Genomic DNA, 22596 nt, shown 5'->3' on the forward strand with positions numbered 1-22596 from the left:
TGCTGCCACAGGCCTCCGACACCGCCTTCAATGTGAGGGGGGCTCCGCATCGTGTGTGCTCAACGTCGGGTGCGCTCAGTGTGCGGGTGCGCGTGACGCCGGCTCCGACGCACTCCGGAACGTGACGACCTCGTCGCGCCGAGCCTTCTCGACGATGAGTCCCGCCAGCTCGAGTCGTCGAAAAACCCGCCGAGGCAGTGCGGGAAGCTCGGCGGAGAAGCCGCGCGGCGGCGTGGCGAGCCCGGCGAAGAGCGACAGGTCGACACCGGTGCCACGCACCTCGATCCGCGCGTAGTCGCTGCGGCACCGCCAGCGCAGGAATTCGAGCCTCCGGAACGGGATCGTGTGGAGCTGATCGCCTACCCGTACACGCAACTCGTCGTTCCCGAAGGCGACCGCGCACTGCGCTGTGCGTCGGCGCAGGATCGCCATGAACAGGAGGTACACGGGAAGCCCCAGCACGATTCCCATGAGGACGATCGCGATCCGCGGTCCCATCCGCATCACGATGTCGTCGAGTCCGATCAGCAGCGCGACGCCGAGGAGTCCGACGACCACGACGATCCCGACGATCGCCTGCGTGAGCGTGCGCATCCGCAGCTCGATGGCGGGGAAGCGCACGATCGACCCGTCGCCGCCTTCCTCCCGTTCCCAGTCCGGCGTCACCGGCAGCGGCTTCTTCTTCGCGTCCCGACGGGCGAAGAGATCGGTGATGCGACTGAGGAGTCCGAGCCAGATCCACCCGGTCGCCGGTATCCCCGCGAGCTGCAGGACGACGGCGACCCCGCGCACCGCCTCGGGGAAGCCGTCGAGCAGGTCTCCCCCGAACTCCACCATGAGGACCAGGACGGCCCCGAGCACGATGGCGACACCGAGGTGCAGGATCGCCCCGTTGCGCGCCGGCACCATGCCCAGGGTGACGTTCACGAACGCGAAGCCGAAGCACCAGCCCCCGACCAGCATGAGCAGGAACGGGAAGAAGCTGAGGTCATCACCCGCGAGCGTGAACCCGATGGCTGCGATCAGCAGCACCGTGCCCACGACGATCGGCGCGCGCACGAACGTCCGGTTCACCTTCGCGCGCATGCGCGTCTCGGTGGCGGTCTCGTCGATCATCGGGTCGATTCTAGGTCCGGGCGCGTGTCGACGCGCTCCGGAGCATGCGCGCTCGCCTACGTCTGCGCGTGCTCGTCTTCTTCGTGGGTCCCGTGGGCATTCCTCTGCTCCTCGGTGCGCATGTCCCAGGCGGGCTTGCGAACCGCATAGAAGATGAGCGGCGGAGCGCCGAGCACGACGATCACCGCCGCCACGATCCAGGGATACAGGGCCGGCGGGAACGCCGTGAACCCTTCCGGCGGGATGAAGGCGAACACGAAGGCCGCGAGGCTCGCCAGGAATCCGATGCCCGCCACGAGGTTGATCGCAGGAACACGGTAGGCCCTCTTCACGCTCGCCTGCGTCCGCCGCAGGACCATCGCCGAGGCGAACATCATCATGTACATGATGAGGTACAGGGCTGCGGCCATGTCGATCAGGGCGACGAACGCCGCACTGACGTTGGGGACGATGATGAAGATCGCCGCCAGGGCGGTGACGATCGTGCCCTGCAGCATCAGGATTCCGGACTGCACACCGGCCTTGTTCTTCTTCTGCAGCAGTGGGGGCAGCAGCCCCGTCTCCGCCGCGGCGAGAACACCTTTGGACGGTCCGACGATCCAGGTGATCACGGACGCCAGTGCGCCGGCGGCGATCAGCGCGGACACCGCCGCCGTCGCCCACTGACCCACACCCCAGTGCGAGAAGTACTCCTGGAACGCGAGCATGATGCCGTTGGTCAGGCCCAGCTCCTTCTGCGGGACCGCAACGGCGATGGCGATCGTCGGCAGGATGAACACGATGAGGATGAGGACCGCGGAGATGAAGATGGAGCGAGGAAAGCCCCGGCCCGGGTCCTTCATCTGGTTCACGTGGACGGCGTTGACCTCCATGCCGGCGTAGGCGAGGAAGTTCGACACGATCAGCACGATCGATGCGATGCCGGTGAAGGGGGGAATCACCGCTTCGGGCGTGAGGGGTACCTCGCTCTTCTCTCCGCTGAACACCCAGATCGCTCCGAACACGATGAGGAGGGCTGCGGGGAGCAGGGTGCCGAGGATGCCGCCCCAGGAGCCGAGCTTGGCGAAAAGGTTGCCGCCTCTCAACGCGATGAGAGTGGATCCCCAGTAGAGGACCAGGATGACCACGGCCGTGAAGAAGCCGGAACTCGACAGGGAGGGGTCGAAGAAGACGAACGCGAGCGCTCCGGCGATGAAGGCGAGCTGGGTGGGGTACCAGACCACGTTCTGGATCCACTGCAACCACACGGCGGTGAACCCCCAGCGGTTGCCCATCGCCTCCCTGATCCAGATGTACACGCCTCCCTTCCACCCGGTCGCGAGCTCGGCGGCGACCAGCGCTGTCGGCACGAGGAACAGGATCGCGGGGATGATGTAGAGCGTGATGCTGCCGAGGCCGAACACGGCCATCGCCGGGAGCGATCGCAGGCTCGCGACCACGACCAGGGTGAGGAGGGCGAGCTGCCCCACTCCCAGGAAGGAGGTCACCGCGGAACGGGGTGCGAGCGGATGGTTCGATGCGGTCGGGGACGACTCGGCCGGTGCCGGCGACGGAGCGGAACTCTGAGGCGAGGACATGGCGGCTTCTCTCAGTGGTGGAAGGCCGACTGCGGCTTCTCGATCGGCATCGGCGACTCGAGCGCGTCGAGGTACGCGACCTCGGTCTCGATCGCCTGCAGCAGTTCGATCGCGAGGTCCATGCTCAGCCCGTTGCGGACGACGATGCGCTGCACCGTGATCTGCTCGAGGTCGGCGGGCATCGGATAGGCGGGGATCAACCAGCCCTTCATCCGCAACCGGTCCTGCAGATGGTAGAGAGTCCAGTTCTTCGTGTGCCCGTCCTTGAGGCGCCAGGCGAACACCGGGATGTCGCTGCCGTCGTTCCAGAGTTCGAACGCGTCGAGCTTCGCGATCCCCGCGGAGAGGTACTTCGCGACGTCCTGCGAGGCCTGCTGCACGGCCCGGTATCCCTCGAATCCCAAGCGCAGGAACAGGTAGTACTGCAACACCACCTGGGCGCCGGGCCTCGAGAAGTTCAGCGCGAAGGTCGGCATCTCCCCACCGAGGTAACTGACCTGGAACACCAGGTCCTCCGGCAGCCACTGGGCGTCACGCCAGACCACCCACCCGAGCCCCGGGTACACGAGACCGTACTTGTGACCCGAGGTGCTGATCGAGTGCACGCGCTCGAGACGGAAGTCCCAGACCAGATCCGGCTGCAGGAACGGCGCGATCATCGCGCCCGAGGCACCGTCGACATGGATCGGGATGTCGAGGCCGGTGTTCTTCTGGATCTCGTCCAACGCCGCGGCGATCTCGGCGACGGGTTCGTACATGCCGGTGTAGGTGACACCCATGATGGCGACGACGCCGATCGTGTTCTCATCGACGTACTTCGCCAGGTCATGCCCGTCGAGCGTCTTGTGCTCCGCACTGATCGGCACGTAGCGGGGCTCGACGTCGAAGTAGTTGCAGAACTTCTCCCAGCACACCTGCACGGCGGAGGACATCACGAGGTTCGGCGTCGAGGTGTCCTTGCCCGCTGCACGCCTGGCCTGCTGCCACCGCCGCTTGAAGGCGAGACCGCCCAGCATGCACGCCTCGGACGAGCCGATCGTCGAGGTGCCGATGCTCTTCTCCGCATCGGGCGCGTTCCACAGGTTCGCCAGCATGTGCCAGCAGTTGTCCTCGATCGCCGCCGTCTGCGGATATTCGTCCTTGTCGATCATGTTCTTGTCGAACGACGCCGCGTACACCTGCTTCGCATCGTCATCCATCCAGGTGCTCACGAACGTCGCGAGGTTCAGCCGCGCGTTCCCGTCGAGGATCGTCTCGTCCTCCACGATCTGCTTCGCCGTGTCCGGAAGCGACTCACCGGCAGGGATGACATGACGTGCGGCGCCGGTAGCTTCAGCCGGCCTCGCGAACATCGGTGTTGCCGGGCTGGAGGTCTCGTGATCAGTCATGTCGTCTCCTTGCTTGCGTGCATCGCGGCGGCACATGGAACCGACGTGCAAAATCGGTTAACCGCCACCTGGGTCGATGGAAACAAGGTAAGACGTCCTCAGGGGATCACGCAAGCCTGTACGACGAAGGCGAGGCGGAAACCGCCACCGAAGGCAGCTCGAGAAGGAGGTCAGCAGGGGTCTCGCCGCTTACGAGCTCGGCCATGGCCTTCACCGCGAGGGAGCCGTTCCGGAACGGATCGGTGGCGAAATAGTCCACGCCATGCTGCGCAGCGAGCCCGCCGGGATCACCGACCGTCGTCACACGCAACTGACCGGGCACATCGAGCCCAGCCCGTTCGGCCGCTCGGAGGATGGCTGCGCTGAATGACTCGTTCATGCAGTGCACCACCGTGGGCGGCAGTGCGCCCGAGAGCATCCTCGTGGCAGCGTCGTCCAGCGACTCCCCCGGCTCCAACGCCCCTCCCCGCGGCGTGATCCCCCGCCGCGCACACCAGCGCTGAAACCCGGCGATGGCATCGTTGGTGAAGTGATCCAGTCGCGCCCCGACGAAGATCGCAGGCCGGACTTCTTCGTCACCATCTGCGATTGTGTCGAGGTAAGCCGGAAGCGCATCCCGTATGCCCAGCCGAATCTGCTGGATGCGAGCCGTCGGACGCTCGTCGTATCCGCCGACGGCGACGACCGGTCGACCGAGACTCAGCGCGCGCTCCACCACGGGGTCGCTGGGCATGGGGTCGACCACGATGATCCCGTCATACGAGAGCGTGGTCGTGATCTGACCGTCGACCCCCGCGCGGCCTGCCGTGACCGCCAAACCCATCGCGCCGGCCTCCAACGCCGCCCCCGCGAGGATGTTCCGGAAGCACGGCATGAACGAGGCTTCCGTGACGCGCGGATCGCGGAAGCTCGCCACGACCGCGATCACGTTCGTCCGCCCGAGTCGCAGTGCCTGACCCGTCTGATTCGGCTGGTAGCCGAGCCGGTCGCCGATCGCCTTCACACGGGCGCGCGTGCGCTCGGACACTCTCCCTCGCCCGTTGTAGACGTGCGAGACGGTGGCCGCCGAGACACCTGCGGCGAGAGCGACGTCCCTGATGCGAACGCGTTGTGCGGAAGGTTCGGGCATCCCCTCAGCATAATCGTTTAATCACGGTCTGGTGCCGCTTCTGTCACGCATTGACGCAGCCCGGCGCCGCCGCGCCACGCGCGTGCCGAGCACACGAACGAAGGGCGACGACCGCGCCCGGCCTCGTGGGCGCAGTGGGCCACGATCCCGCACCCGTGCATGGATGAGCGAAGGGATTCGACGATGCAGAGAGGGCCTCGGGATCGAATGATCCCGAGGCCCTCTCACCCGCTGGTGATCCGGCTGCGCCCGAAGCTCGGGCGTCCTCCCTGACTTCGTGCCTTCTGCGTGCCACTCGCGGCTGTCTACCGCTCTGGCCGCAGTCGTGGACCAGGAGCACTCCCCCAAGTTTACTCGCCGCGGGCCCACCCAGACAGCTCGAATCAGCACTCCGGCTGGACGGCGCACGTCAGTCAAGTCTTCACTCGGGCGGCCGGGAAGGTTACGCACGACCTCTCGAGGTAGAGGCTCACTGAGGTGGAGACGGATCCGATAGTTGTAATTATGTCAGTCTGATTTTGGGCAGACTCCTCCTTAACCATTGGCGTAGGGCGCTTTTTGTTACTTGCTCCGCTTGGCCCGGATCAGTCGAACGGCGAGCTTGTTAGCTCGCTTCGACAGAAGGGGCAGCAGCCGGTAGGTGATTTGACCGGCTGCGATCAGCAGAGCAGGCAGCAACAGCGGATCCGAGAACAGGCTCGAAAGATCCACGTTGCGACCTCCCCTCTGGGTGGTCCGTCCACGAAACTGTGGACGGTGGAACGCGGCAATAGCCGCGAACGTGGTCCGTGCACGCATGCCCTTGGGCCACGGCTCCGGAGTAGCTCTTAACGACAAAACCCGGCTCAGGGCCGGGTTCGGGGCGCACGACTATCGCGCAGTGTCACTCTAGGGGGTCCAACGGGATCAGGCGGCTACGACACGCCGTAGGAGGGGCGGAGCCTCGCGCAGGGGCTGGTCATTCTGACGCTAGGGGGTGACAGTACTCCGTCGGCCGCTCGCCACGCCGGCCCGTGAGAACGGGTTTAGCGCGTGTCCTTCCGCGGCGACTCGTTGTTGCGACCAGAGTCGGAGTCGCGAAACTTGCCGTCACGGCCCTGGATTCGGATGTCTCCACGCCCTCCACCGGAGTTGTCGACGATCTCCCGTGCACGGTCGATCGCCTCCTTCTGGGTCTGGAAGTGACCAGATGAACGCTCTGCGTTCTTCTTCTTCACGTCCCAGCCGCCACGATCCTTGTTCTGGACGACGTACCGGTCCTCGTCATTGTTCGCCATCGCGTTTCCTCCCCGTTGAGCTGGGGCTCACGGTACATCTCATGGGCAGGTGTATCAAGAACCTCGTTGACGCACGGCTACACGGTGGTGAGGGAGGACCTCTCGGCCCATACTCGGAAGACATTGATTGGCATCCCAAGGGAGCTGTTGGTGGGGGCTCCAACCCTTGCCGGTGTCACGACGCACTGGCTGCGTCCGGCCAGCGAACGTCGACGTGTCCGGTGTGATCCCAGGCGGAGCGAAGCGACTCCTCGAACTGTTCCGGCGAGAACTTCTCTCCGCCTTCCACGCTTTCGTTGAAATTCGCAAAGAACGACATGGAATCACCAGGGATGTTGAGGAAGGGCGCCGCGCTCCCGACTCCCCAATCCACGTCATGACCGGCTCGATGCAGGTCCTTGAAGAACCACACCAGCCATTCGATGGTCAGCCAGCCATGTCGTGACGGCCCGAACTCGGCGACTGATCCGAGAGGCTCTTCGGATTGGGGAGAGAACCAGATGTCCCATCCCTCCGCATTTTCTCGCGAGCTCGAGCAGTAGACCCGGATCCCGGGGAGCGCGTTCAGTGCGCGCATCGCGCCGATCAGGTGGGCAGGTATACGGGAGTAGTCGACTACGGCCTCTCCGGGCGTTTCCTCCCATAGCGCTCGAGGCACATCAACGCCCGCAGGTACGGTCAACTGGCGCGCGCGGATAGCGGCCTCTTCGAGCAGATCCCACACCTCCTCGGGCTCTCCTTGAAGCGTTCGGGCGTTGTTCGCCCGGAGCACGGTCTTCGCGGCATGCAGCACGTCCCGCGTTCCCTGAGCAACTTCTAGCTCGGGGCGCCCCACCGACGTGGACAGCGAACCGTCGAGATAGACCGCAAGCGCTCGACGAAACAGGTCGAGATCACGGCGCCTGAAGTTTGTGATCGCGGACGAAACCGACTTTGGGCTGACTCGCAGCCTGGCCGCGATTGACTCACCGGTTTCACCTGGCACCAACGTGGCCTCGTAGATCGCTTGCCGACGGACCTCAGCTATCTCCGCCTGCAGTCCCCGTGCGTCCTCGGCTGCGGCGTCACACGATGCGATCCGTTCGAGGGGGTTGACGATCAGCTGTAGCCCGCGGACGAGTCGATCGGTGGGTTTCAAAATCGAGATAAGTTCGTCGTTCATGGCTAAACATTACCACCCGGGGTAAGAAAAGTCTTAGATTGAGAGAAGTTAGTAACGGCCGGGGCCGACACGACGAACGCCGGCGCCGTCGCGTGGTCAGGAGAGGGGCACCTACGTCAGGCGCGCTGGACAGTGAGTGCGCTGGTGGGCACGCCGACTTGAAGCACATGGGAGGCTGTCGCCGTGACATTGTTCTCTTCTCTCGAGCCCGCGGCCGAAGCTGCCCTTCGATTTCTCGTTGCAGTCGGTGAGGCCAGCGATGCGGAGCTCGCGACAGCCGCCAACCAAGGAACGAGGTCAGCCATGTTGCGATCATTCCCGCTCTCGGGCTTCGTTGGCTTTCAGTACATCGCCTCGGATTTGCGCGAGCTGGGTCTTGCCACCGCTGAACGTGGCGTCAACCGGCCTACAGAGCGCGCCCAGCGGTTGCTAAATCACACGGACACAGCACGCCTAGAGGCGGCGGATCGGAGCCAAAATCACGAGCCTCGCACGATCATCGGCGTACCTAGCGAACCGCTCATGTACGCCGGCATTCTCAGTGCGCTGGCCGGTTTGAACAGCGTTCTATTCGTCGATCCTTACCTTGCTGCCGTCGACCTCGAAGTGCTTCAACGAGTGGGAACCGTCTCCCGTGTCCTCACCGGCTCACGACTGGTCAGGGACCGCGATGAGCAGGGCGATCGAGAGACGCTATTAGCAATCTCGGCCGGACAGCAGCCGGAACTTCAAGTTCGGATCTCAGCGGGCATTCATGACCGATACGCACTCCCCGCTAGCGGCGCTGGATTCATGCTTGGCGCCTCGCTCGGCGGCACCAAGACCACAGTGGTGATCGAACTGTCAGAAGAAGCCACTCGGGATTTGCGAGAGACGCACGAGGTGCTCTGGCAGAATGCGGCACCGGTCTCCCCGATTATCCCGCCAGCACGACGCTAGGTTCGGGTAACGGTACGGCTCCTCGGCCGCCGCGGACCAAGACGCGCAGCGCCCGGTGCGCCGCGTAGGCGCCTTGCCACCAGGCTTTGTCCGCGGAGAGACGGTGAGGCGGCAAAGCGGTGCGGGTAGCCTTCGGTAGCCTCATGACATGCATCTTCACGCTGTACCTGGCAGGATGCCGGCGCCCCCATCTGAGCCGGCCGAGACCCTCCGACAGCTGATTGCTGAGGGCGTCACTTGGGGCGACTCCACCGCGTGGCTTCCGCAGCTGCCTCCTAAGAGCGTGGATCTGTTCTTCACCTCGCCGCCGTACGCAGATCAGCGGGCTTACAGCCGGATCCATCCAGATCGATATGTGGAGTGGTTCCTCCCGTACGCACGCGCGATGTACGACGCAACCTCGGACACGGGGTCGCTCGTGATCAACATCAAGAACCGCGTCGCAAAAAGCGGTCCCCTGCGCGGACAGCGGCACCCTTACGTCTTTCAACTTGTCCTCGCACTGCAGAACATGGGATGGCGGTGGGTCGAAGAGTACATCTGGCAGAAACCCAACGCGATCCCGGGCAAGTTTGGGCCACGGACGAAGGACGCCTTCGAGCACGTCTTCCACTTCGCTCGCGGCCAGAAGCCATACTTCGATCTAGATGCGGTCCGCGTCCCCTACAAGACCACAGCCGATGAGATCGCACGTCGGAAGCTCGACACCAATGGTCGGCGCACCACCGAGGCAGGATTCGGACGAGACCGGGTTACCACCTACCGGCATGGTGGGGCAGACCCGGGAAACGTCATCGCCGTCAGCCAGACCTACAACCAGCATCGTGGTGTCGCACACACCGCTCCAATGCCCGAAGGACTCGCAGAGTTCTTCATCAAAGCGCTCTCGCCCGAGGGAGGCGTAGTAATCGACCCGTTCGCTGGCGGAGGCACGACCTCCGTCGTGGCACGCCGACATGGCCGCCAAGCGGGAGGCGTTGAATTGCATGAAGAGTTCGCTATTGAAGCCCGACGCCGGATTGCCGCAGACATAGCTGATGACATCCCTGGACACGCGGTCGGCTTCAGCGCATGAGTTCGGTTGATCAGACCGTCGACAACATCGTCGGCGCAGCGACGTGGGATCAACGTGTAGCGCAGATTCGGCTGATCAGCGAAAAACACGGTACGGGACAGCACCAAGCGATCTTCGCCCGCGTAGCGCGCGAACTTTACGTGCCCCACCTCTCACCAGACTTCGCCTACATTCACTCTGCGCCGTTCTACGAACTTCCCACTTTTCAGGCTGCCTACGCCTCTGCTAGCGCTGCCACCAGCAGATTCACGGATGTGTCGGAGGAAAATCTGGCCAAGGCGATCATGGATGACCCGCGCACGCTGCTCGTGTTCCGCACGATACTCGGCCTCATAGGCAAGGAATTTGCGCAGTCCACCAAACTTCTCGCTGAGTCGACCGGGGTTTCGAGCATCAGTGCAGGGAAAGTGGACTCGATGGAGCGCAACGGCACCGCCGTCACGGCGCAGCAGGCCGAGCTGATCGCGATGACCATCACGAAAGTCATGGACGGTTCGCTCTTTGGCGACCCACCCGGTGATCTGAAGACCAAGCAGGACAAATTCGATACCGAGAACGGTTGGTCCGGCGTCGAAGCCTTTGCGCGCGAGGGAGTCCCGTTCGATGCGTTCCTGCATCAACGTCACTACGGCGGATCATTCCGTCAACTCTTGGACGCCACGTCGACCCAGCGAGGCAATCTGCTCGAGGATGCCGTTGAAGACCTGTTTACCGAGAACGGCATCCCGCACATTCGCACCGGCAGCCACAATCAAGCTGAGATCGCCGCCCGATTCGAGATCAAAGTCGCCCCCGCCCCCGACTTTGTTGTCTACGACAGCGCCGGAGCGTTGCGCGGCATGCTCGAGTGCAAGCTCGTCAACGACGGCGGGACTGCGAGAGATAAAGCGCTGAGATTCGAACGATTGCGGGCCGAGTCGGCACGGTTGGGAGGCGTCCCGCTCCTGGCAGTTCTTGCTGGTCTCGGGTGGACCCGAGTGAATGACACGATCGGTCCGGTCATCCGTGATACCGACGGGCGCGTCTTCACTCTGGCTACGCTTCCGGAGATGTTGGGAGTCAGCCCCTTCCCATCGCTCATCGGCACCGCACCGGCAGAGCCGGTGGTATGAAGATCTGAGGCGTCAGGCGCGGCCCAAGCCGAGCCTGGTCTATCTACTGACAAGTGATGAGGATCTAACGTGGCGGAACCAAGCGATGGTCAGATTGAGTTTGAGCAGCTCGGGATTGCCTCCGTTCTGAAACGACACCGTCTCGTCGTGCCGACTAACCAGCGCGAGTACGCCTGGGAGGAGGGGCACATTGAGCGACTGTTCCAAGACATCGCGCGAGCAATCACTGAAGGAGATTCGTCTTACTTCCTTGGCACGGTTGTCACGATCAGGAGAGGGCCTCATCTTGAGGTCGTGGACGGCCAGCAGCGGCTTGCCACTACCGCCCTCCTCATCCATGCGATGGCTAATCATCTCCAGGGCAAGGTCGAGATGCTCGAGCAAGCCCTCCGAAATGAGTTCCTGTTCACCGTCGACCGCAAGCAACTCGAAAGGGTGCCCCGCCTCACGCTGAACTCCATCGATAACAACTTCTTCAAAGCGGTCATCACTGACGAACACCCGCGTCCGAAGCCCACCAAGCCTTCGCACGAGCTCATCGCTGAATCGTCGAGACTTGCGAAGGCGCAAGTACGGAAGATCGTTGCCACCCTCGACGAGGCCAACCATGGCGATCACATCGACCGGTGGGTGACGTTCCTTGAGGAGAAGGCAAAGGTGGTTCTCCTCATCGTCTCTGACGACGCCAACGCCTACCGGATGTTTGAGACTCTGAACGATCGCGGGCTGCGTGTCTCCCAGGCCGACCTAGTCAAGAACTATCTTTACGGCCGTGCGGGTGACCGCCTGGAGGAAGCGGCCACCAAGTGGTCTCTGATCCGCGGCACACTTGAGGCCCTCTCTGATGAGGATGCGCTGATCGACTTTCTGCGGCACAGTCTCACCGTCAAGAACGGGCTGGTGAGGGAAGCCGACCTCTACAAGAAGGTCGAGTCGACCGTTCGTTCGCCTCATCAAGTTATGAGCTTCGCCAACGATTTGGAGGTGCTGGCAGGCACGTATGTGGCGATTCAAAACCCCGAACACGAGGCGTGGAACGCGCACGCGAAGACCGCGCGACAAGCAATCCAAGTGTTGTCGATGTTTGATATCAAGCCGATGCGACCGCTGGTACTCGCTGTCGCATCGCGCATGCCTACCAGAGAGTGCGATACGGCTCTTCGGATGCTGGTGAGCCTCGGGGTTCGTCTGTCTATAGTCGGCGGAACCAGGTCCGGCTCGATGGAAACTACGTTTGGCTCAGCCGCCGCGAAGGTTTACACCGGGGAGATCACGACGGCCGCCGCGCTCAAGCGAGCGCTGAACGACATTATTCCGATGGACAGCCAGTTTGAGGAGAGGTTCGGCACGGCGAAGGTGATCAACGGGAAAATCGCGCGCTACTACCTCCGGTCTCTCGAAGATGGACGCGAGGGTGCAGACGACCCTTGGTGGACGCCGATCGACGATCCTGCCGTCGTAAACCTTGAGCACGTCTTGCCGCGCAAGCCTATGAATAACTGGCCGCAGTTTGGCACGGACGTTGAGGCCAACGCCTTCAAGACGCGTCTAGGCAACCAAGCGCTGATCCTCGCCGACGACAACTCAAGAAACCAGAGTGATGAGTTCGCGGCGAAGAAGGCTTCCTTCGCCGCTTCCAGCTACTACTTCACCAAATGGATTGCAGATGCTGAAGAGTGGACACCGGTTGAGATCGACGAGCGGCAGCGGCTTATGGCGAAGGCTGCGGCTCAGATCTGGAAAGTCTGAGCATACGGCAGCCGGTGGACGGAACGCCGGATGAGCGATCGCATCCAGTCGATTCACGGGGGTCTATTCAGCTCCTGAGACACTACTGGCGAGAGCGCGCCTCACGCTCGAGGGTCCGACTCCGAGCACGCGACCGATACTCTCCCAACTCTGTGCCTCGGCGCGCATCCGCTCGGCCGTGATGATTCTTTCGGGCGTCATGACGCTCGGGCGGCCGCCGACGCGGCCTTGGCTGCGCGCGTAGTCGAGGCCGCGCTGCGTGTTGTCACGGATGGTGTCGACGCGGAGCTGGGCGAAAACGGCGACGATGCCGTAGAGCGCGCGCCCCATCGGGGTTGTCGTGTCGATCAAGGGCTCGGTGAGACTGACAATGTTCACTTCCCGGGCGTCGAGGTCTTGCAGCGTCTCGATAAGGATGCGCTCACTCCCGGCGAGGCGATCGAGTCGGCGGACCTTGAGAGTGTCCCCTGGCCGGAGGTAATCCAGACAGGCGAGCCACTGCGGGCGGTCAGTGACGCGGCTGGACTCGCCATGGTCGACGAACACTCGTTCGCAGCCGGCGGCGCGCAGCTCGGCCTCCTGCGCCTCGGGGTTCTGCTCCCGCTTCGAGACGCGGGCGTATCCGACTTCATGTGTCATGCCGAAAACGGTACCGCCGAAGTTACGGCGGGTTTCGGTTTCGGCAGGGGGTGTGGACATTGTCGCTTTTTGGCGGTGTTTTGTGATCGCTTAGTGACGGGTGTGGCTGGCCGGCGACTGACGGAAAGCAGAGGTAGTCGGCTCTGTGTGTTAGTTGGTCAGAGTAGGGAGCCGAGGTCGGAGCCGAGGGAGGGGTAGGTGGCGGTGGTGGATTTGAGTTGCCGGGTGGTGAGACCCAGTTTGATGGCGATGCCGAAGGTGTTGATCAGTTCGGAGTAGCCGGGGCCGAGCAGGTGCGCGCCAAGGATCTGATCGGTGTCGGTATCGATGATGATCTTCGCGGCGGCGGTGGTTTCGGCGACCCGGTAGGTGGAGTACCAGTTGCTGGTGTCAGTGAAGCGAACGGCGGTGTTGTGGCTTGTGGCGGCTTCTTCTTCGAGGAGGCCGACCCGGTTCAGCTCCGGGATGGTGAACACGGTCGTGGGGACCCCGGTGTAGTCGGGTGCTGTGGTGGTTCCTTTGAGCATGTTCGACGCGGCGACTTTCCCCTCAAACACGGCCACCGGAGTCAGGGGACGTCCCGCGGTGTCGGCGGCGTCTCCTGCGGCATAGACGGCGGGGTTGGTGGTGCTTTGCAGGTGCCCGGCGACGGTGACTCCACGTAGGCTGCCGGCAATACCGGCAGCGTCCAAATGGAGGCCATCGAGGGCGGGGACGCGACCTGCTCCATGAACGACGAGGTCCGCGTCAAGACGGGTGGTCGTGCCGTGGGTGTTGATGCTGATCTGGAACCCGGCGGGGGCGGCCTCGATGGCGGTGACGTTGGTGTTTCGGTAGACGTGGATGCCGGCTTGCTCGGTGCGGGAGGTCAGCAACTCCACCAGGTCGGGGTCGAACTCGCGCAGGGGTCGCGGGCCGTGGTCGATGATCGTGCACTGCGCGCCGGCGCGGGCGGCGATGTGCGCGAACTCGAACGAGATGAAGCCGCCGCCGATGAACACGATCCGCTGCGGTAGAGCATCGAGGTCGAGGAATTGGGTGCTGTCGATGAGGTGTGCCGCACCGGGGAACGTCAACGGCCTCGGGGTGGCCCCGGTGGCGATGAGGAAGCGGTCGGCGTGGTGGGTAGTGCCATCGATGGTGAGGGTGTTCGGGCCAGTGAACTCGGCGTGGCCGTGAAAAGTGGTGGCACCGTTGCCGGTGAGTTCGTCTTCCATGCCTTTCGGGACACCGTCGGTGAAGCCGCGCTTGCGCCGCATCAGGGCCGGCCAGTCGACACGGAGGCCGCCTTCTGTAATGCCGGTGTCGTTCATCAGCCGGGCGGCATCGACGATTTCGGCGCCGCGGCGGAGGATCTTTTTCGGGTCGCATCCCCGGAGCGCGCAGGTACCGCCGTAGGGCAACGCGTCGACAATCCCGACCCGCCAGCCCTGCGCCGCACACTTGTTCGCAGCGGACGTGCCCGCCATGCCTGCACCGATGACCAGCAGATCGAACGCGTCACTCACCGGATACCCGCTTCGACGGTCCTGATGGCGTCCCGGATCTGCTCTGTCGTGGGCGACCCGGCAAGACCTGCCGGTGTCAAATACACCCGGCACGACAGGCCGGGCGGAGCTTCTGGCGCGGGAAACAGCGGCACACCGTCGGCCAGGAGAGTCGGGGACCCGCGGAAGTCGAGAGCTTCCGCTTCCTCCTGCGTCTCGATGAGCTGCCGGCTCACCGTGACGTCGGATCGTTCCGCGGCGATCACCGTGAGGCGATCCGCGGCCGTCTCCCAGTTCGGGCACCCATCGAAGTACTGCAACGTGATCTGCATGCATCGACCGTAAACGTTGCAGCCCGGTACAAGGTCAAGTGGTGAAATGGGGGTATGCGCATTGGAGACCTCGCCGCCACCACGGGAGTCAGCACCCAGACCCTTCGTTTCTACGAACGCGAAGGGCTACTTTCTGCACCGAGTCGACAAAGCAATGGATACCGGGTCTATGACGATGAGGTCGCTTCCCGCGTCGGATTCATTCGCGCCGCTCAATCTGCCGGATTGACGCTGGCCGACATCGCCGGAGTCCTCACTCTCCGGGAAGACGGGCAGGCGCCCTGCTCGCACGTGCACTCGCTGCTCGATGGCAAACTCAATGAAGTCAGGGTCCGTCAACAAGAACTCGCCCGTCTCGAAACAGAACTCGTCGACATGCTCACCACCAGTTCGGCCGTCGACCCAGCGACGTGCTCGGAGCGCAGCATCTGCAACGTCATCCCGCGGCTGCTACCGTAAACCCGTCGTTGTACGCACCAGCAGGGCATCTCGAAAAGCTACAGCTTTTCGAGACATCGGCCGGATCCCGGCTGTGTGATCGCTGATCCGTGTGATCCTCGGTCAGCGTCTGTCTCAACAATGCGTCTCACCGGAAAGTGTCTCAGCGCGATGACGCGGCGGGGTTTGTGAGGCACAATGGCCGAGTGAGACTTCTTGGATACACCCGCGTGAGCACATCGAGCCAGGATGCGCAGCTGCAGCTCGACGCACTCGTCGCCGCTGGTGTTCAGAAGCGCGACGTGTTCGCCGATGTCACCTCCGGGAGCAAGACCGCGATCGAGCGTCGTGGGATGAAAAAACTCCTCGAGCACGCAGAAGCCGGTGACACCGTCGTCGTCTGGCGCGTGGACCGCCTCGGCCGCTCCCTCATCGACGTGCTGAACACCGTAAACCTGCTGCGCGAGCGGGGCATCCATGTGCGTTCTGTCTCGGATGGGATAGATCCAGCGACATCGACGGGCCGGTTGATGCTGAACATGCTCGCCACGCTCGCGGAGTACGAGCGTGAACTGATTGTCGAGCGGGTAAATGCTGGGATCGCCGCCGCCAGGCAGAGCGGCACTCGCTTCGGTCGTCCACTCTCGGACCCAGCGGTAATCGCCGACAAGCTCGCGATCGCCGCCGACGCCCGAGCGAAAGGTCGCACCGCCGAAGATGCAGCACGGCTCGTCGGGTGGAGTCGCGCCACGCTCTACCGCCACCAGCAAGCCCTCGCCAGCCGCGAGAGCATCACCATCTAGCGATGTGATGAGCGGCGGGGAGCGGTGGCGAATTCTTCGACTACACGTCGAGGACCAGATACCTCTCACCGCTCTCTCCCGAGAAACCGGGATTGGCCTGCGTACGCTCCAACGCTGGCACCAGCTCTACCGAGACCACGGCATCACTGCACTCGACCCTCAACCGAGAGCCGACGCCGGCATTCGTCGCACGGGGGGCGAATTGGTCAGATTCATCGAGCACCTCGCGTTGACCAGGCCGAGGCCAGCGATCGCGACGCTGCACCGCCTTGCGAGTACCGAAGCGGAGCGGCAAGGCCTGGTTGGTGCCCAGCTACGCCACTGTCAGAGATATCGTGCAGTCCCTCGACCCGGCACTGGTAACGCTCGCGTTGGATGGACCCATTGCGTATCGCGATCGATACGAGCTCGTATACCGGCGCCGAGCCGACGGGCCCAACCAGATCTGGCAGGCCGATCACACCGAACTCGACATCCTCATCACCAGTGCCGTAGGCGGCAAATCTGATCGACCCTGGCTCACGATCGTGATCGACGACCACTCACGCGCGATCTGCGGATACACCGTCTTCACCGGTGCACCATCAGCGATGAACACGGCCCTCGCGCTCAGGCAGGCGATCTGGCGCAAGACCGACCCCGCGTGGGCCATGTGTGGAATACCCGACGTGCTCCACGTCGACCACGGCTCCGACTTTACCAGCCATCACCTCGAACGCACCGCCATCGAGCTGCGCATCCGGATCATCCACTCCACCGTGGCTCGGCCCCAAGGCCGCGGCAAGATCGAACGCTTCTTCCGCACCATCAACACAGAGCTTCTCTCCACTCTCCCCGGGCACCTCAGACCAGGCGACAGGAATCCTCACCCCGCTCTAGATCTGGCCGCCCTCGACCAGGCGATCGGCGGGTTCATCGGGATGTACAACGCACGCCCGCACCGGGAGCTCGGAGTATCGCCTCGGGACGCGTGGGTCGCGAACGGCTGGCTTCCGCGAATGCCCGACAGTCTGGAACAACTCGACGGCCTCCTGCTCACGGTCCCCAAGAACCGGGTCGTGCAGCGCGACGGCATTCACTTCCAGGGCCAGCGCTACCTCGCTCCGACACTCGCCCCCTTCGTCGGGCACACGATCACAATCCGCTACGACCCGCGCGACATCTCCGAGATCCGCGTGTACGACCGCGACACATTCGTCTGCATCGCCGTCGACGAAGCCCACCCCAATCTCCGCCTCAGCCTCCGCGACATCGAAACCGCCCGCCGAGCCCGCCGCCGCGCACTCCGACACACCATCAACGACCGCATCCTCACCGCCGTCACCCGCGACGAGCCACGCGATGAACCAGCCATTCATCGTCACCAAAGAGCACCGACGCTTCACCGAATTCGCGAACGCCGTCCGCAAAGAGAAAACCATCGGCATCTGCCACGGCGACGCCGGCGTCGGCAAGACCAACTCCGCCCGCCGCTACGCAAACTGGGACGCTCTGGAGCCCTACATCAACAAGTGGGGACCTCGCGGCGAGCACGACGCCAAGCACTACGCCCTCGCCAACCGATCCCGGACTGTCTTCTACACACCCGAGGTCCTCTGCAGACCCAAAGATCTCATGCACGACATCGACCGCTGGCAGGCAAAGGTCGAGATCTGCGCCGACGAACACCTCCGCTCGCGTGAGACCGAACCGACCACCACGCCGATCGGCATGTCTCACCTCGTGGATCTGCTCATCATCGACGAAGCCGAAAGGCTCACACCGACTGCGCTCGAGCTGCTCCGCGACCGCCACGACCGTGAACACCTCTCTATGATCCTCATTGGCATGCCCGGCATCGACCAACGGTTCCGCCACTACCCACAGCTCTACAGCCGACTCGGCTTCTCCCACCACTACCGAACCCTCGGCCGAGAAGAACTCCTCTTCGTCCTCGACCGCCACTGGAAACACCTAGGACAGCAACTCGACCCAGAGGACTTCACCGACGCGCAGGCGATAGCTGCGATCGAACGCATCACCCGTGGCAACTTTCCTCTCCTTGAACGGCTCTTCCCTCAGATCGCCCGAGTGCTGAAGATCAACGGGCTTGAGACCATCACCGACGACGTCATCGAAGCCGCAGCTAGCATCCTCGTCATCGGCAACTAACGCCGCCAAGCGATCACAGAACACCGCCACCGAGCGATCAACTCCACAGATCGACTCACGGCGTGTCGCGCACCTGGTCGGCGTCAACGACCAGTCCACCGAAAACGATCGTTTTCGGCAGCTCTCGCGCAAGGCTGAGGCATAGGGTTGCCTGATCGACCCGGACCCTGTCGACGGCGGTGGTCCGGTCCGCTCGTCATGAGAGCGGTAGCCGGTCCACTCGTCGCAAGGGTGGTGCCGACGCCCCACTAATCGTCGAGACGGTCGAGAATCTCATTCATCTGGTCGATCTCTTCCTGCTGTGACGAGATGATCTGCTCACAGAGATCTTGGATCTCCGGGTCGCTGATGTCTGATTGCTCACACACCAGAATCGCTCGGGAGTGATGCGGGATCATGGAACGGAGGAACTGGTCGTTACCGACGAACGCTTCCGAGCGTCCCATGAAGAAGGCGGCAAGGAAAAGCGCGGCGAAACCGACGAGCAAGCTGATATTCGCGGCTTTGTTCGGGAACATCTTCCACATGACGATGACCATGATGATGCCCATTGGGAAGACCATCATCAGTGCCATGTAGAGGTTGCTGACGTTGAGGAAGAGATCGTCCAGAACGTTGATCATCGCGAACGTGAGGAAGTACATCACAATGAAGCTGAGCGATAGCGAGATGGCGAGCTTAAGGTAGCTCGACATCCCGCCCTGATTATTCCCCTGGGAGTGGCCGGCCGGCGGGCGTGAACCGTTGTCGGTGTGCTGGCTTGTCATAGCGACTCCAGTAGTGCAACGCACGCCTGTTCGCAGCGTCGGCATGCCTCAGCGCAGATCGTGCAGTGCTCATGCATGGTGTGCTGTTCACACTCGTTGGCACAGCTCGAGCAGGCCGTTCGAGATGCTTCGAGGGCGGCGCGGGTGAGGCTAGCGTCGTGCCCGGTGTGTCGGGAGAGGATACGGGCAGTGGTCGCGCAGAGGTCTGCACAGTCCTGGTTCGTGCGGATGCACTTGGTCAGGTCAGCAACCATGTCCTCGCTGAGGCAGGCGTCGGCGCACGCGGTGCAGGCTTGCGCGCATTCGAGACACGCGTCGATGCAGTCGACGAGCTTCGTGTGATCGATTTCGCCCAGATCTTTCGGGTATGTGCGGAGCATTTCTTCGGTGACTGTCATGAGTGAAATCCTTTCGTGAACCACGAAAGGTACGCTCGCATCGCCCGCGCAGTGAGGCCCTTGAATACCCCGCTGGGGTCTGGTAACCCGGTACCGATACGCCGCCGCGCGGCGCAGGTCAGCTTGTGAGCTGAACAGAGTCGGCGACCACGTTCGCCTAGCGGGAACAGAAACGAAACCATTGAGTTAGATACCCCCAGGGGGTATACTCGAGGCGTGAACGGGTACGACGGAAGCAAGGACGACCTGCGCAAGCGGTTGAATCGCGTCGAAGGCCAGGTGCGGGGGATCTCCCGGATGGTTGATGAGGACAAGTACTGCATCGACATCCTTACGCAGGTCTCTGCGGCGACGAAGGCCCTAGAGACGGTGGCGTTGTCGTTGCTTAGCGATCATCTGAGTCACTGCGTCGCTCAGGGAAGTGCTGAGGGGGGCAACTTCGCAGCGGAGAAGGTTCGTGAGGCCAACGAAGCCATCGCCCGCCTGGTTCGTTCATGACCACACGTCTGTTTAGTGAAGGAGAACACCATGACTGATCGCATCGAGCTGGGACTGACGGATGCGAACGCTGGCTGCGCATGCTGCGCTGCCCCATCGAACATAGAGACAGCCGTGCGCGACGATTCTGCGGTCACATCGGAGGTGCTCGTCGACGGGATGACGTGCTCGCATTGCGCGTCGAGCGTCAGTGAGGAGCTCGGCGCTGTCGACGGTGTCGAGTCCGTCACCGTGGATCTGAACGCGGGTGGCACCTCCCGGGTGACCATCCGCAGCACCGCCCCGGTCGACCCCGCTGCTGTGAAGGCTGCGGTGGAAGAGGCCGGCTACGCTCTCGCGACCAGCGGCGTCTGAGTCGCATCTGACGGCGTCCGGCTTACCCGGGCGCATCCGAACAAGGAGTCCCCGATGAGCCAGCACGACGAACACACAGATCACACCGCGCACCGCAATCACACGGCGGCGGCCGCGACGGAGCACGACCATGGGGCGATGAGCCACGATCACGCTGCACCGCACGAAGACACCGGGCACGGCGGCCACGAAGATCACGCCAGCCACGGCAGGCATGGTGGCCACGGGGATCATGTGGGGCAGTTCCGGCGCCTGTTCTGGATCATGCTGCTCCTCGCCGTGCCGGTGGTCGGGTTCTCGATGATGTTCTCGATGCTGCTCGGGTACCCCCTGCCGGACGCCGCCTGGGTCGGGTGGGTCTCACCGGTTCTCGGAACGGTCATGTACGTGTGGGGCGGCGCACCGTTCCTCACCGGCGCGGTGAGTGAGCTCCGTGCACGTAAGCCCGGGATGATGTTGCTGATCGCCCTTGCGATCACCGTGGCGTTCCTCGCGTCGTGGGGTGCGAGCCTGGGTGTGCTGCACCACGAGCTGGATTTCTGGTGGGAGCTGGCACTGCTGGTCGTGATCATGCTGCTCGGCCACTGGATCGAGATGCGCTCCCTCGCACAGACGACCTCGGCGTTGGACTCTCTCGCCGCGCTGTTGCCCGATGAGGCAGAGAAGGTCGACGGAGACACCACTGTTACGGTCGCACCGTCTGATCTGCAGGTGGGTGATGTGGTGGTGGTGCGCCCGGGCGGGCGGGTTCCTGCTGACGGGCGGATCGTGCAGGGCTCGGCCAGCATGGATGAGTCGATGATCACCGGAGAGTCCCGCCCGGTGCGCCGCAGCGACGGCGACCCGGTGATTGCTGGCACGGTCGCCACCGATTCCGGGGTGCGGGTGGAGATCACCGCTATCGGCGAAGACACGGCTCTCGCGGGTATCCAGAAGCTGGTGACGGAGGCGCAGAGTTCATCGTCGCGGGCGCAGCGGCTCGCGGATAAGGCGGCGGGCTGGCTGTTCTGGTTCGCGCTCGGTGCTGCCGCGATCACCGCGCTCGTCTGGACTCTTGTTGGCCAGCCTGACGCTGCGGTGATTCGCACGATCACGGTGCTGGTAATCGCCTGCCCGCACGCTCTCGGTCTCGCGATCCCGCTTGTCGTGTCGATCGCGACCGAGCGCGCTGCCCGTGGGGGCGTGCTGATCAAGGATCGCCTCGCACTGGAGAGCATGCGCACCGTCGACACGGTCTTGTTCGACAAGACCGGCACCCTCACCAAGGGCGCCCCCGCCGTGACCGCGATCGATCCCGTGACGGGGGCCGACGCCGATCAGCTGCTGGCGTGGGCGGCGGCCGCGGAAGCGGACTCCGAGCACCCCCTCGCCCGCGCGATCGTCAACGCGGCGAAAGAGAAGAACCTCACCGTTCCGCGCTCGTCCGATTTCGAGTCCTCCCCCGCCGTTGGGGTGCGTGCCCGTGTTGACGGACGTGTCGTGCAGGTGGGTGGCCCGTACATGCTCGAGCAGGAACACGCGCAGGAGCTGTCGGTTGCCGATGAGTGGCGGGAGGAGGGTGCGATCATCCTTCACGTGCTCGTCGACGGGCAGGTTGCGGGTGCGCTGCGCCTGGCGGATGAGATCCGTTCTGAGTCGCGTCACGCGGTCGAGACCCTTCATGAGCGGGGCGTGCAGGTGGTGATGATCACCGGTGATGCCGACGCGGTCGCCGCGTCCGTGGCGGGCGAGCTGGGCATCGACCGATACTTCGCCGGGGTGCGGCCAGAGGACAAGGCCTCGAAGGTGAAAGATCTACAGAGTGAAGGCCGCAAGGTTGCGATGGTCGGAGACGGCGTGAACGACGCCCCTGCCCTCGCCCAGGCGGACGTGGGGATTGCAATCGGTGCGGGCACAGATGTCGCGATCGCTTCGGCCGGTGTCATCCTCGCCAGCGACGACCCCCGATCGGTGCTGTCGGTGATCGAACTATCGCGGGCCAGTTACCGGAAGATGAAGCAGAACCTCTGGTGGGCCGCCGGCTACAACCTCCTCTCCGTGCCCCTCGCCGCCGGCGTGCTCGCCCCCGTGGGTTTCGTGCTGCCGATGTCTGTGGGCGCGGTGCTGATGTCGCTGTCCACGATTGTTGTTGCGTTGAACGCGCAGCTGCTGCGGCGGCTGAATCTCAGCCCGGACACCGTCGTCAACAAGTAGGCCCATGCGCGG

At 63.7% G+C, this 22596-nt stretch carries 23 protein-coding genes and 1 pseudogene; 12 read left to right on the top strand and 12 right to left on the bottom strand.

From position 1 onward, the window contains the following. Positions 1-75 precede the first annotated feature (75 nt). The 7 genes from ABDC25_RS12880 to ABDC25_RS12910 all read right to left on the bottom strand — a co-directional run bounded on the left by ABDC25_RS12880 (position 76) and on the right by ABDC25_RS12910 (position 7649). Complete coding sequence (locus ABDC25_RS12880; protein WP_167256054.1) at positions 76-1116, bottom strand: hypothetical protein; 1041 nt, start codon at positions 1114-1116, stop codon at positions 76-78. 56 nt (positions 1117-1172) lie between these two features. After that, positions 1173-2693, bottom strand: coding sequence for an amino acid permease (locus ABDC25_RS12885; protein ID WP_167256052.1), 1521 nt, complete (start codon positions 2691-2693; stop codon positions 1173-1175). An 11-nt stretch (positions 2694-2704) separates the two neighbouring features. Further along, positions 2705-4081 carry a glutamate decarboxylase gene (locus ABDC25_RS12890; protein ID WP_021199953.1) on the bottom strand — a complete coding sequence of 459 codons (1377 nt, stop codon included), beginning with the start codon at positions 4079-4081 and terminating at the stop codon, positions 2705-2707. Between the two features lie 106 nt (positions 4082-4187). Then, positions 4188-5210, bottom strand: a complete 1023-nt coding sequence (locus ABDC25_RS12895) for a LacI family DNA-binding transcriptional regulator (protein ID WP_167256050.1) — start codon at positions 5208-5210, stop codon at positions 4188-4190. 561 nt (positions 5211-5771) lie between these two features. Next, on the bottom strand, positions 5772-5921 hold the full coding sequence (locus ABDC25_RS12900) for a hypothetical protein (protein WP_167255981.1): 150 nt from the start codon (positions 5919-5921) through the stop codon (positions 5772-5774). A gap of 314 nt (positions 5922-6235) precedes the next feature. Beyond that, the gene (locus ABDC25_RS12905) at positions 6236-6487 is read right to left on the bottom strand and encodes a DUF2188 domain-containing protein (RefSeq protein ID WP_167255979.1); all 252 of its coding nucleotides are present in this window, start codon (positions 6485-6487) and stop codon (positions 6236-6238) included. Between the two features lie 175 nt (positions 6488-6662). Then, on the bottom strand, positions 6663-7649 hold the full coding sequence (locus ABDC25_RS12910; RefSeq protein ID WP_167255977.1) for a hypothetical protein: 987 nt from the start codon (positions 7647-7649) through the stop codon (positions 6663-6665). A gap of 183 nt (positions 7650-7832) precedes the next feature. On the opposite strand from ABDC25_RS12910, the gene ABDC25_RS12915 reads away from it, so the two are divergent. The 4 genes from ABDC25_RS12915 (at position 7833) to ABDC25_RS12930 (ending at position 12524) form a co-directional block, all read left to right on the top strand. Next, complete coding sequence (locus ABDC25_RS12915; protein ID WP_167255975.1) at positions 7833-8588, top strand: hypothetical protein; 756 nt, start codon at positions 7833-7835, stop codon at positions 8586-8588. 148 nt (positions 8589-8736) lie between these two features. Next, on the top strand, positions 8737-9663 hold the full coding sequence (locus ABDC25_RS12920; RefSeq protein WP_167255973.1) for a site-specific DNA-methyltransferase: 927 nt from the start codon (positions 8737-8739) through the stop codon (positions 9661-9663). Continuing rightward, the gene (locus tag ABDC25_RS12925) at positions 9660-10775 is read left to right on the top strand and encodes a hypothetical protein (RefSeq protein WP_167255972.1); all 1116 of its coding nucleotides are present in this window, start codon (positions 9660-9662) and stop codon (positions 10773-10775) included. Before ABDC25_RS12920 ends, ABDC25_RS12925 begins: the two co-directional genes overlap by 4 nt. A 69-nt stretch (positions 10776-10844) precedes the next feature. Further along, on the top strand, positions 10845-12524 hold the full coding sequence (locus tag ABDC25_RS12930) for a DUF262 domain-containing protein (protein ID WP_315071187.1): 1680 nt from the start codon (positions 10845-10847) through the stop codon (positions 12522-12524). 63 nt (positions 12525-12587) lie between these two features. Here the strand turns inward: ABDC25_RS12930 and ABDC25_RS12935 are convergent, their stop codons facing one another. The 3 genes from ABDC25_RS12935 to ABDC25_RS12945 all read right to left on the bottom strand — a co-directional run bounded on the left by ABDC25_RS12935 (position 12588) and on the right by ABDC25_RS12945 (position 14982). After that, positions 12588-13163: a recombinase family protein gene (locus tag ABDC25_RS12935; RefSeq protein ID WP_167255962.1), complete on the bottom strand. Its 576-nt coding sequence runs from the start codon at positions 13161-13163 to the stop codon at positions 12588-12590. Positions 13164-13321: 158 nt separating this feature from the next. Then, positions 13322-14671 carry an NAD(P)/FAD-dependent oxidoreductase gene (locus ABDC25_RS12940; RefSeq protein WP_082750005.1) on the bottom strand — a complete coding sequence of 450 codons (1350 nt, stop codon included), beginning with the start codon at positions 14669-14671 and terminating at the stop codon, positions 13322-13324. Beyond that, positions 14668-14982 (bottom strand): hypothetical protein, encoded by a 315-nt coding sequence (locus ABDC25_RS12945; protein WP_060921760.1) that lies wholly within the window; start codon positions 14980-14982, stop codon positions 14668-14670. Before ABDC25_RS12945 ends, ABDC25_RS12940 begins: the two co-directional genes overlap by 4 nt. Before the next feature lie 54 nt (positions 14983-15036). On the opposite strand from ABDC25_RS12945, the gene ABDC25_RS12950 reads away from it, so the two are divergent. From ABDC25_RS12950 to ABDC25_RS12970, 5 genes and pseudogenes are all read left to right on the top strand, one after another. Beyond that, on the top strand, positions 15037-15441 hold the full coding sequence (locus tag ABDC25_RS12950) for a heavy metal-responsive transcriptional regulator (RefSeq protein ID WP_082750004.1): 405 nt from the start codon (positions 15037-15039) through the stop codon (positions 15439-15441). Positions 15442-15626: 185 nt separating this feature from the next. After that, positions 15627-16223: a recombinase family protein gene (locus ABDC25_RS12955; RefSeq protein ID WP_060921759.1), complete on the top strand. Its 597-nt coding sequence runs from the start codon at positions 15627-15629 to the stop codon at positions 16221-16223. 7 nt (positions 16224-16230) lie between these two features. Beyond that, a complete protein-coding gene (locus ABDC25_RS12960; protein ID WP_243844856.1) occupies positions 16231-16731 on the top strand; it encodes a helix-turn-helix domain-containing protein in 501 nt (166 codons plus the stop codon). After that, positions 16703-17365, top strand: a pseudogene (locus tag ABDC25_RS12965) (DDE-type integrase/transposase/recombinase); the annotation flags it as partial. The gene ABDC25_RS12960 and the pseudogene ABDC25_RS12965, both read left to right, overlap by 29 nt. Positions 17366-17564: 199 nt before the next feature. Continuing rightward, positions 17565-18374, top strand: a complete 810-nt coding sequence (locus tag ABDC25_RS12970) for an AAA family ATPase (protein WP_167255960.1) — start codon at positions 17565-17567, stop codon at positions 18372-18374. 248 nt (positions 18375-18622) lie between these two features. On the opposite strand, the gene ABDC25_RS12975 is transcribed toward ABDC25_RS12970, so the two are convergent. After that, positions 18623-19141, bottom strand: coding sequence for a DUF305 domain-containing protein (locus tag ABDC25_RS12975; RefSeq protein WP_243844855.1), 519 nt, complete (start codon positions 19139-19141; stop codon positions 18623-18625). Next, positions 19138-19539 (bottom strand): four-helix bundle copper-binding protein, encoded by a 402-nt coding sequence (locus ABDC25_RS12980; protein ID WP_167255958.1) that lies wholly within the window; start codon positions 19537-19539, stop codon positions 19138-19140. The genes ABDC25_RS12975 and ABDC25_RS12980 overlap by 4 nt, the downstream gene beginning before the upstream one ends. Positions 19540-19755: 216 nt before the next feature. Here ABDC25_RS12980 and ABDC25_RS12985 point away from each other — a divergent pair, with 216 nt between their 5' ends. The 3 genes from ABDC25_RS12985 to ABDC25_RS12995 all read left to right on the top strand — a co-directional run bounded on the left by ABDC25_RS12985 (position 19756) and on the right by ABDC25_RS12995 (position 22584). Next, positions 19756-20037 carry a metal-sensitive transcriptional regulator gene (locus ABDC25_RS12985; protein WP_167255956.1) on the top strand — a complete coding sequence of 94 codons (282 nt, stop codon included), beginning with the start codon at positions 19756-19758 and terminating at the stop codon, positions 20035-20037. A gap of 30 nt (positions 20038-20067) precedes the next feature. Beyond that, on the top strand, positions 20068-20391 hold the full coding sequence (locus ABDC25_RS12990) for a heavy metal-associated domain-containing protein (RefSeq protein WP_167255954.1): 324 nt from the start codon (positions 20068-20070) through the stop codon (positions 20389-20391). Between the two features lie 138 nt (positions 20392-20529). Beyond that, on the top strand, positions 20530-22584 hold the full coding sequence (locus tag ABDC25_RS12995; protein ID WP_243844932.1) for a heavy metal translocating P-type ATPase: 2055 nt from the start codon (positions 20530-20532) through the stop codon (positions 22582-22584). Positions 22585-22596: the final 12 nt, after the last annotated feature.

It is taken from the genome of Microbacterium sp. SY138 (genome assembly GCF_039729145.1).
Classification (GTDB): domain Bacteria; phylum Actinomycetota; class Actinomycetes; order Actinomycetales; family Microbacteriaceae; genus Microbacterium; species Microbacterium maritypicum_A.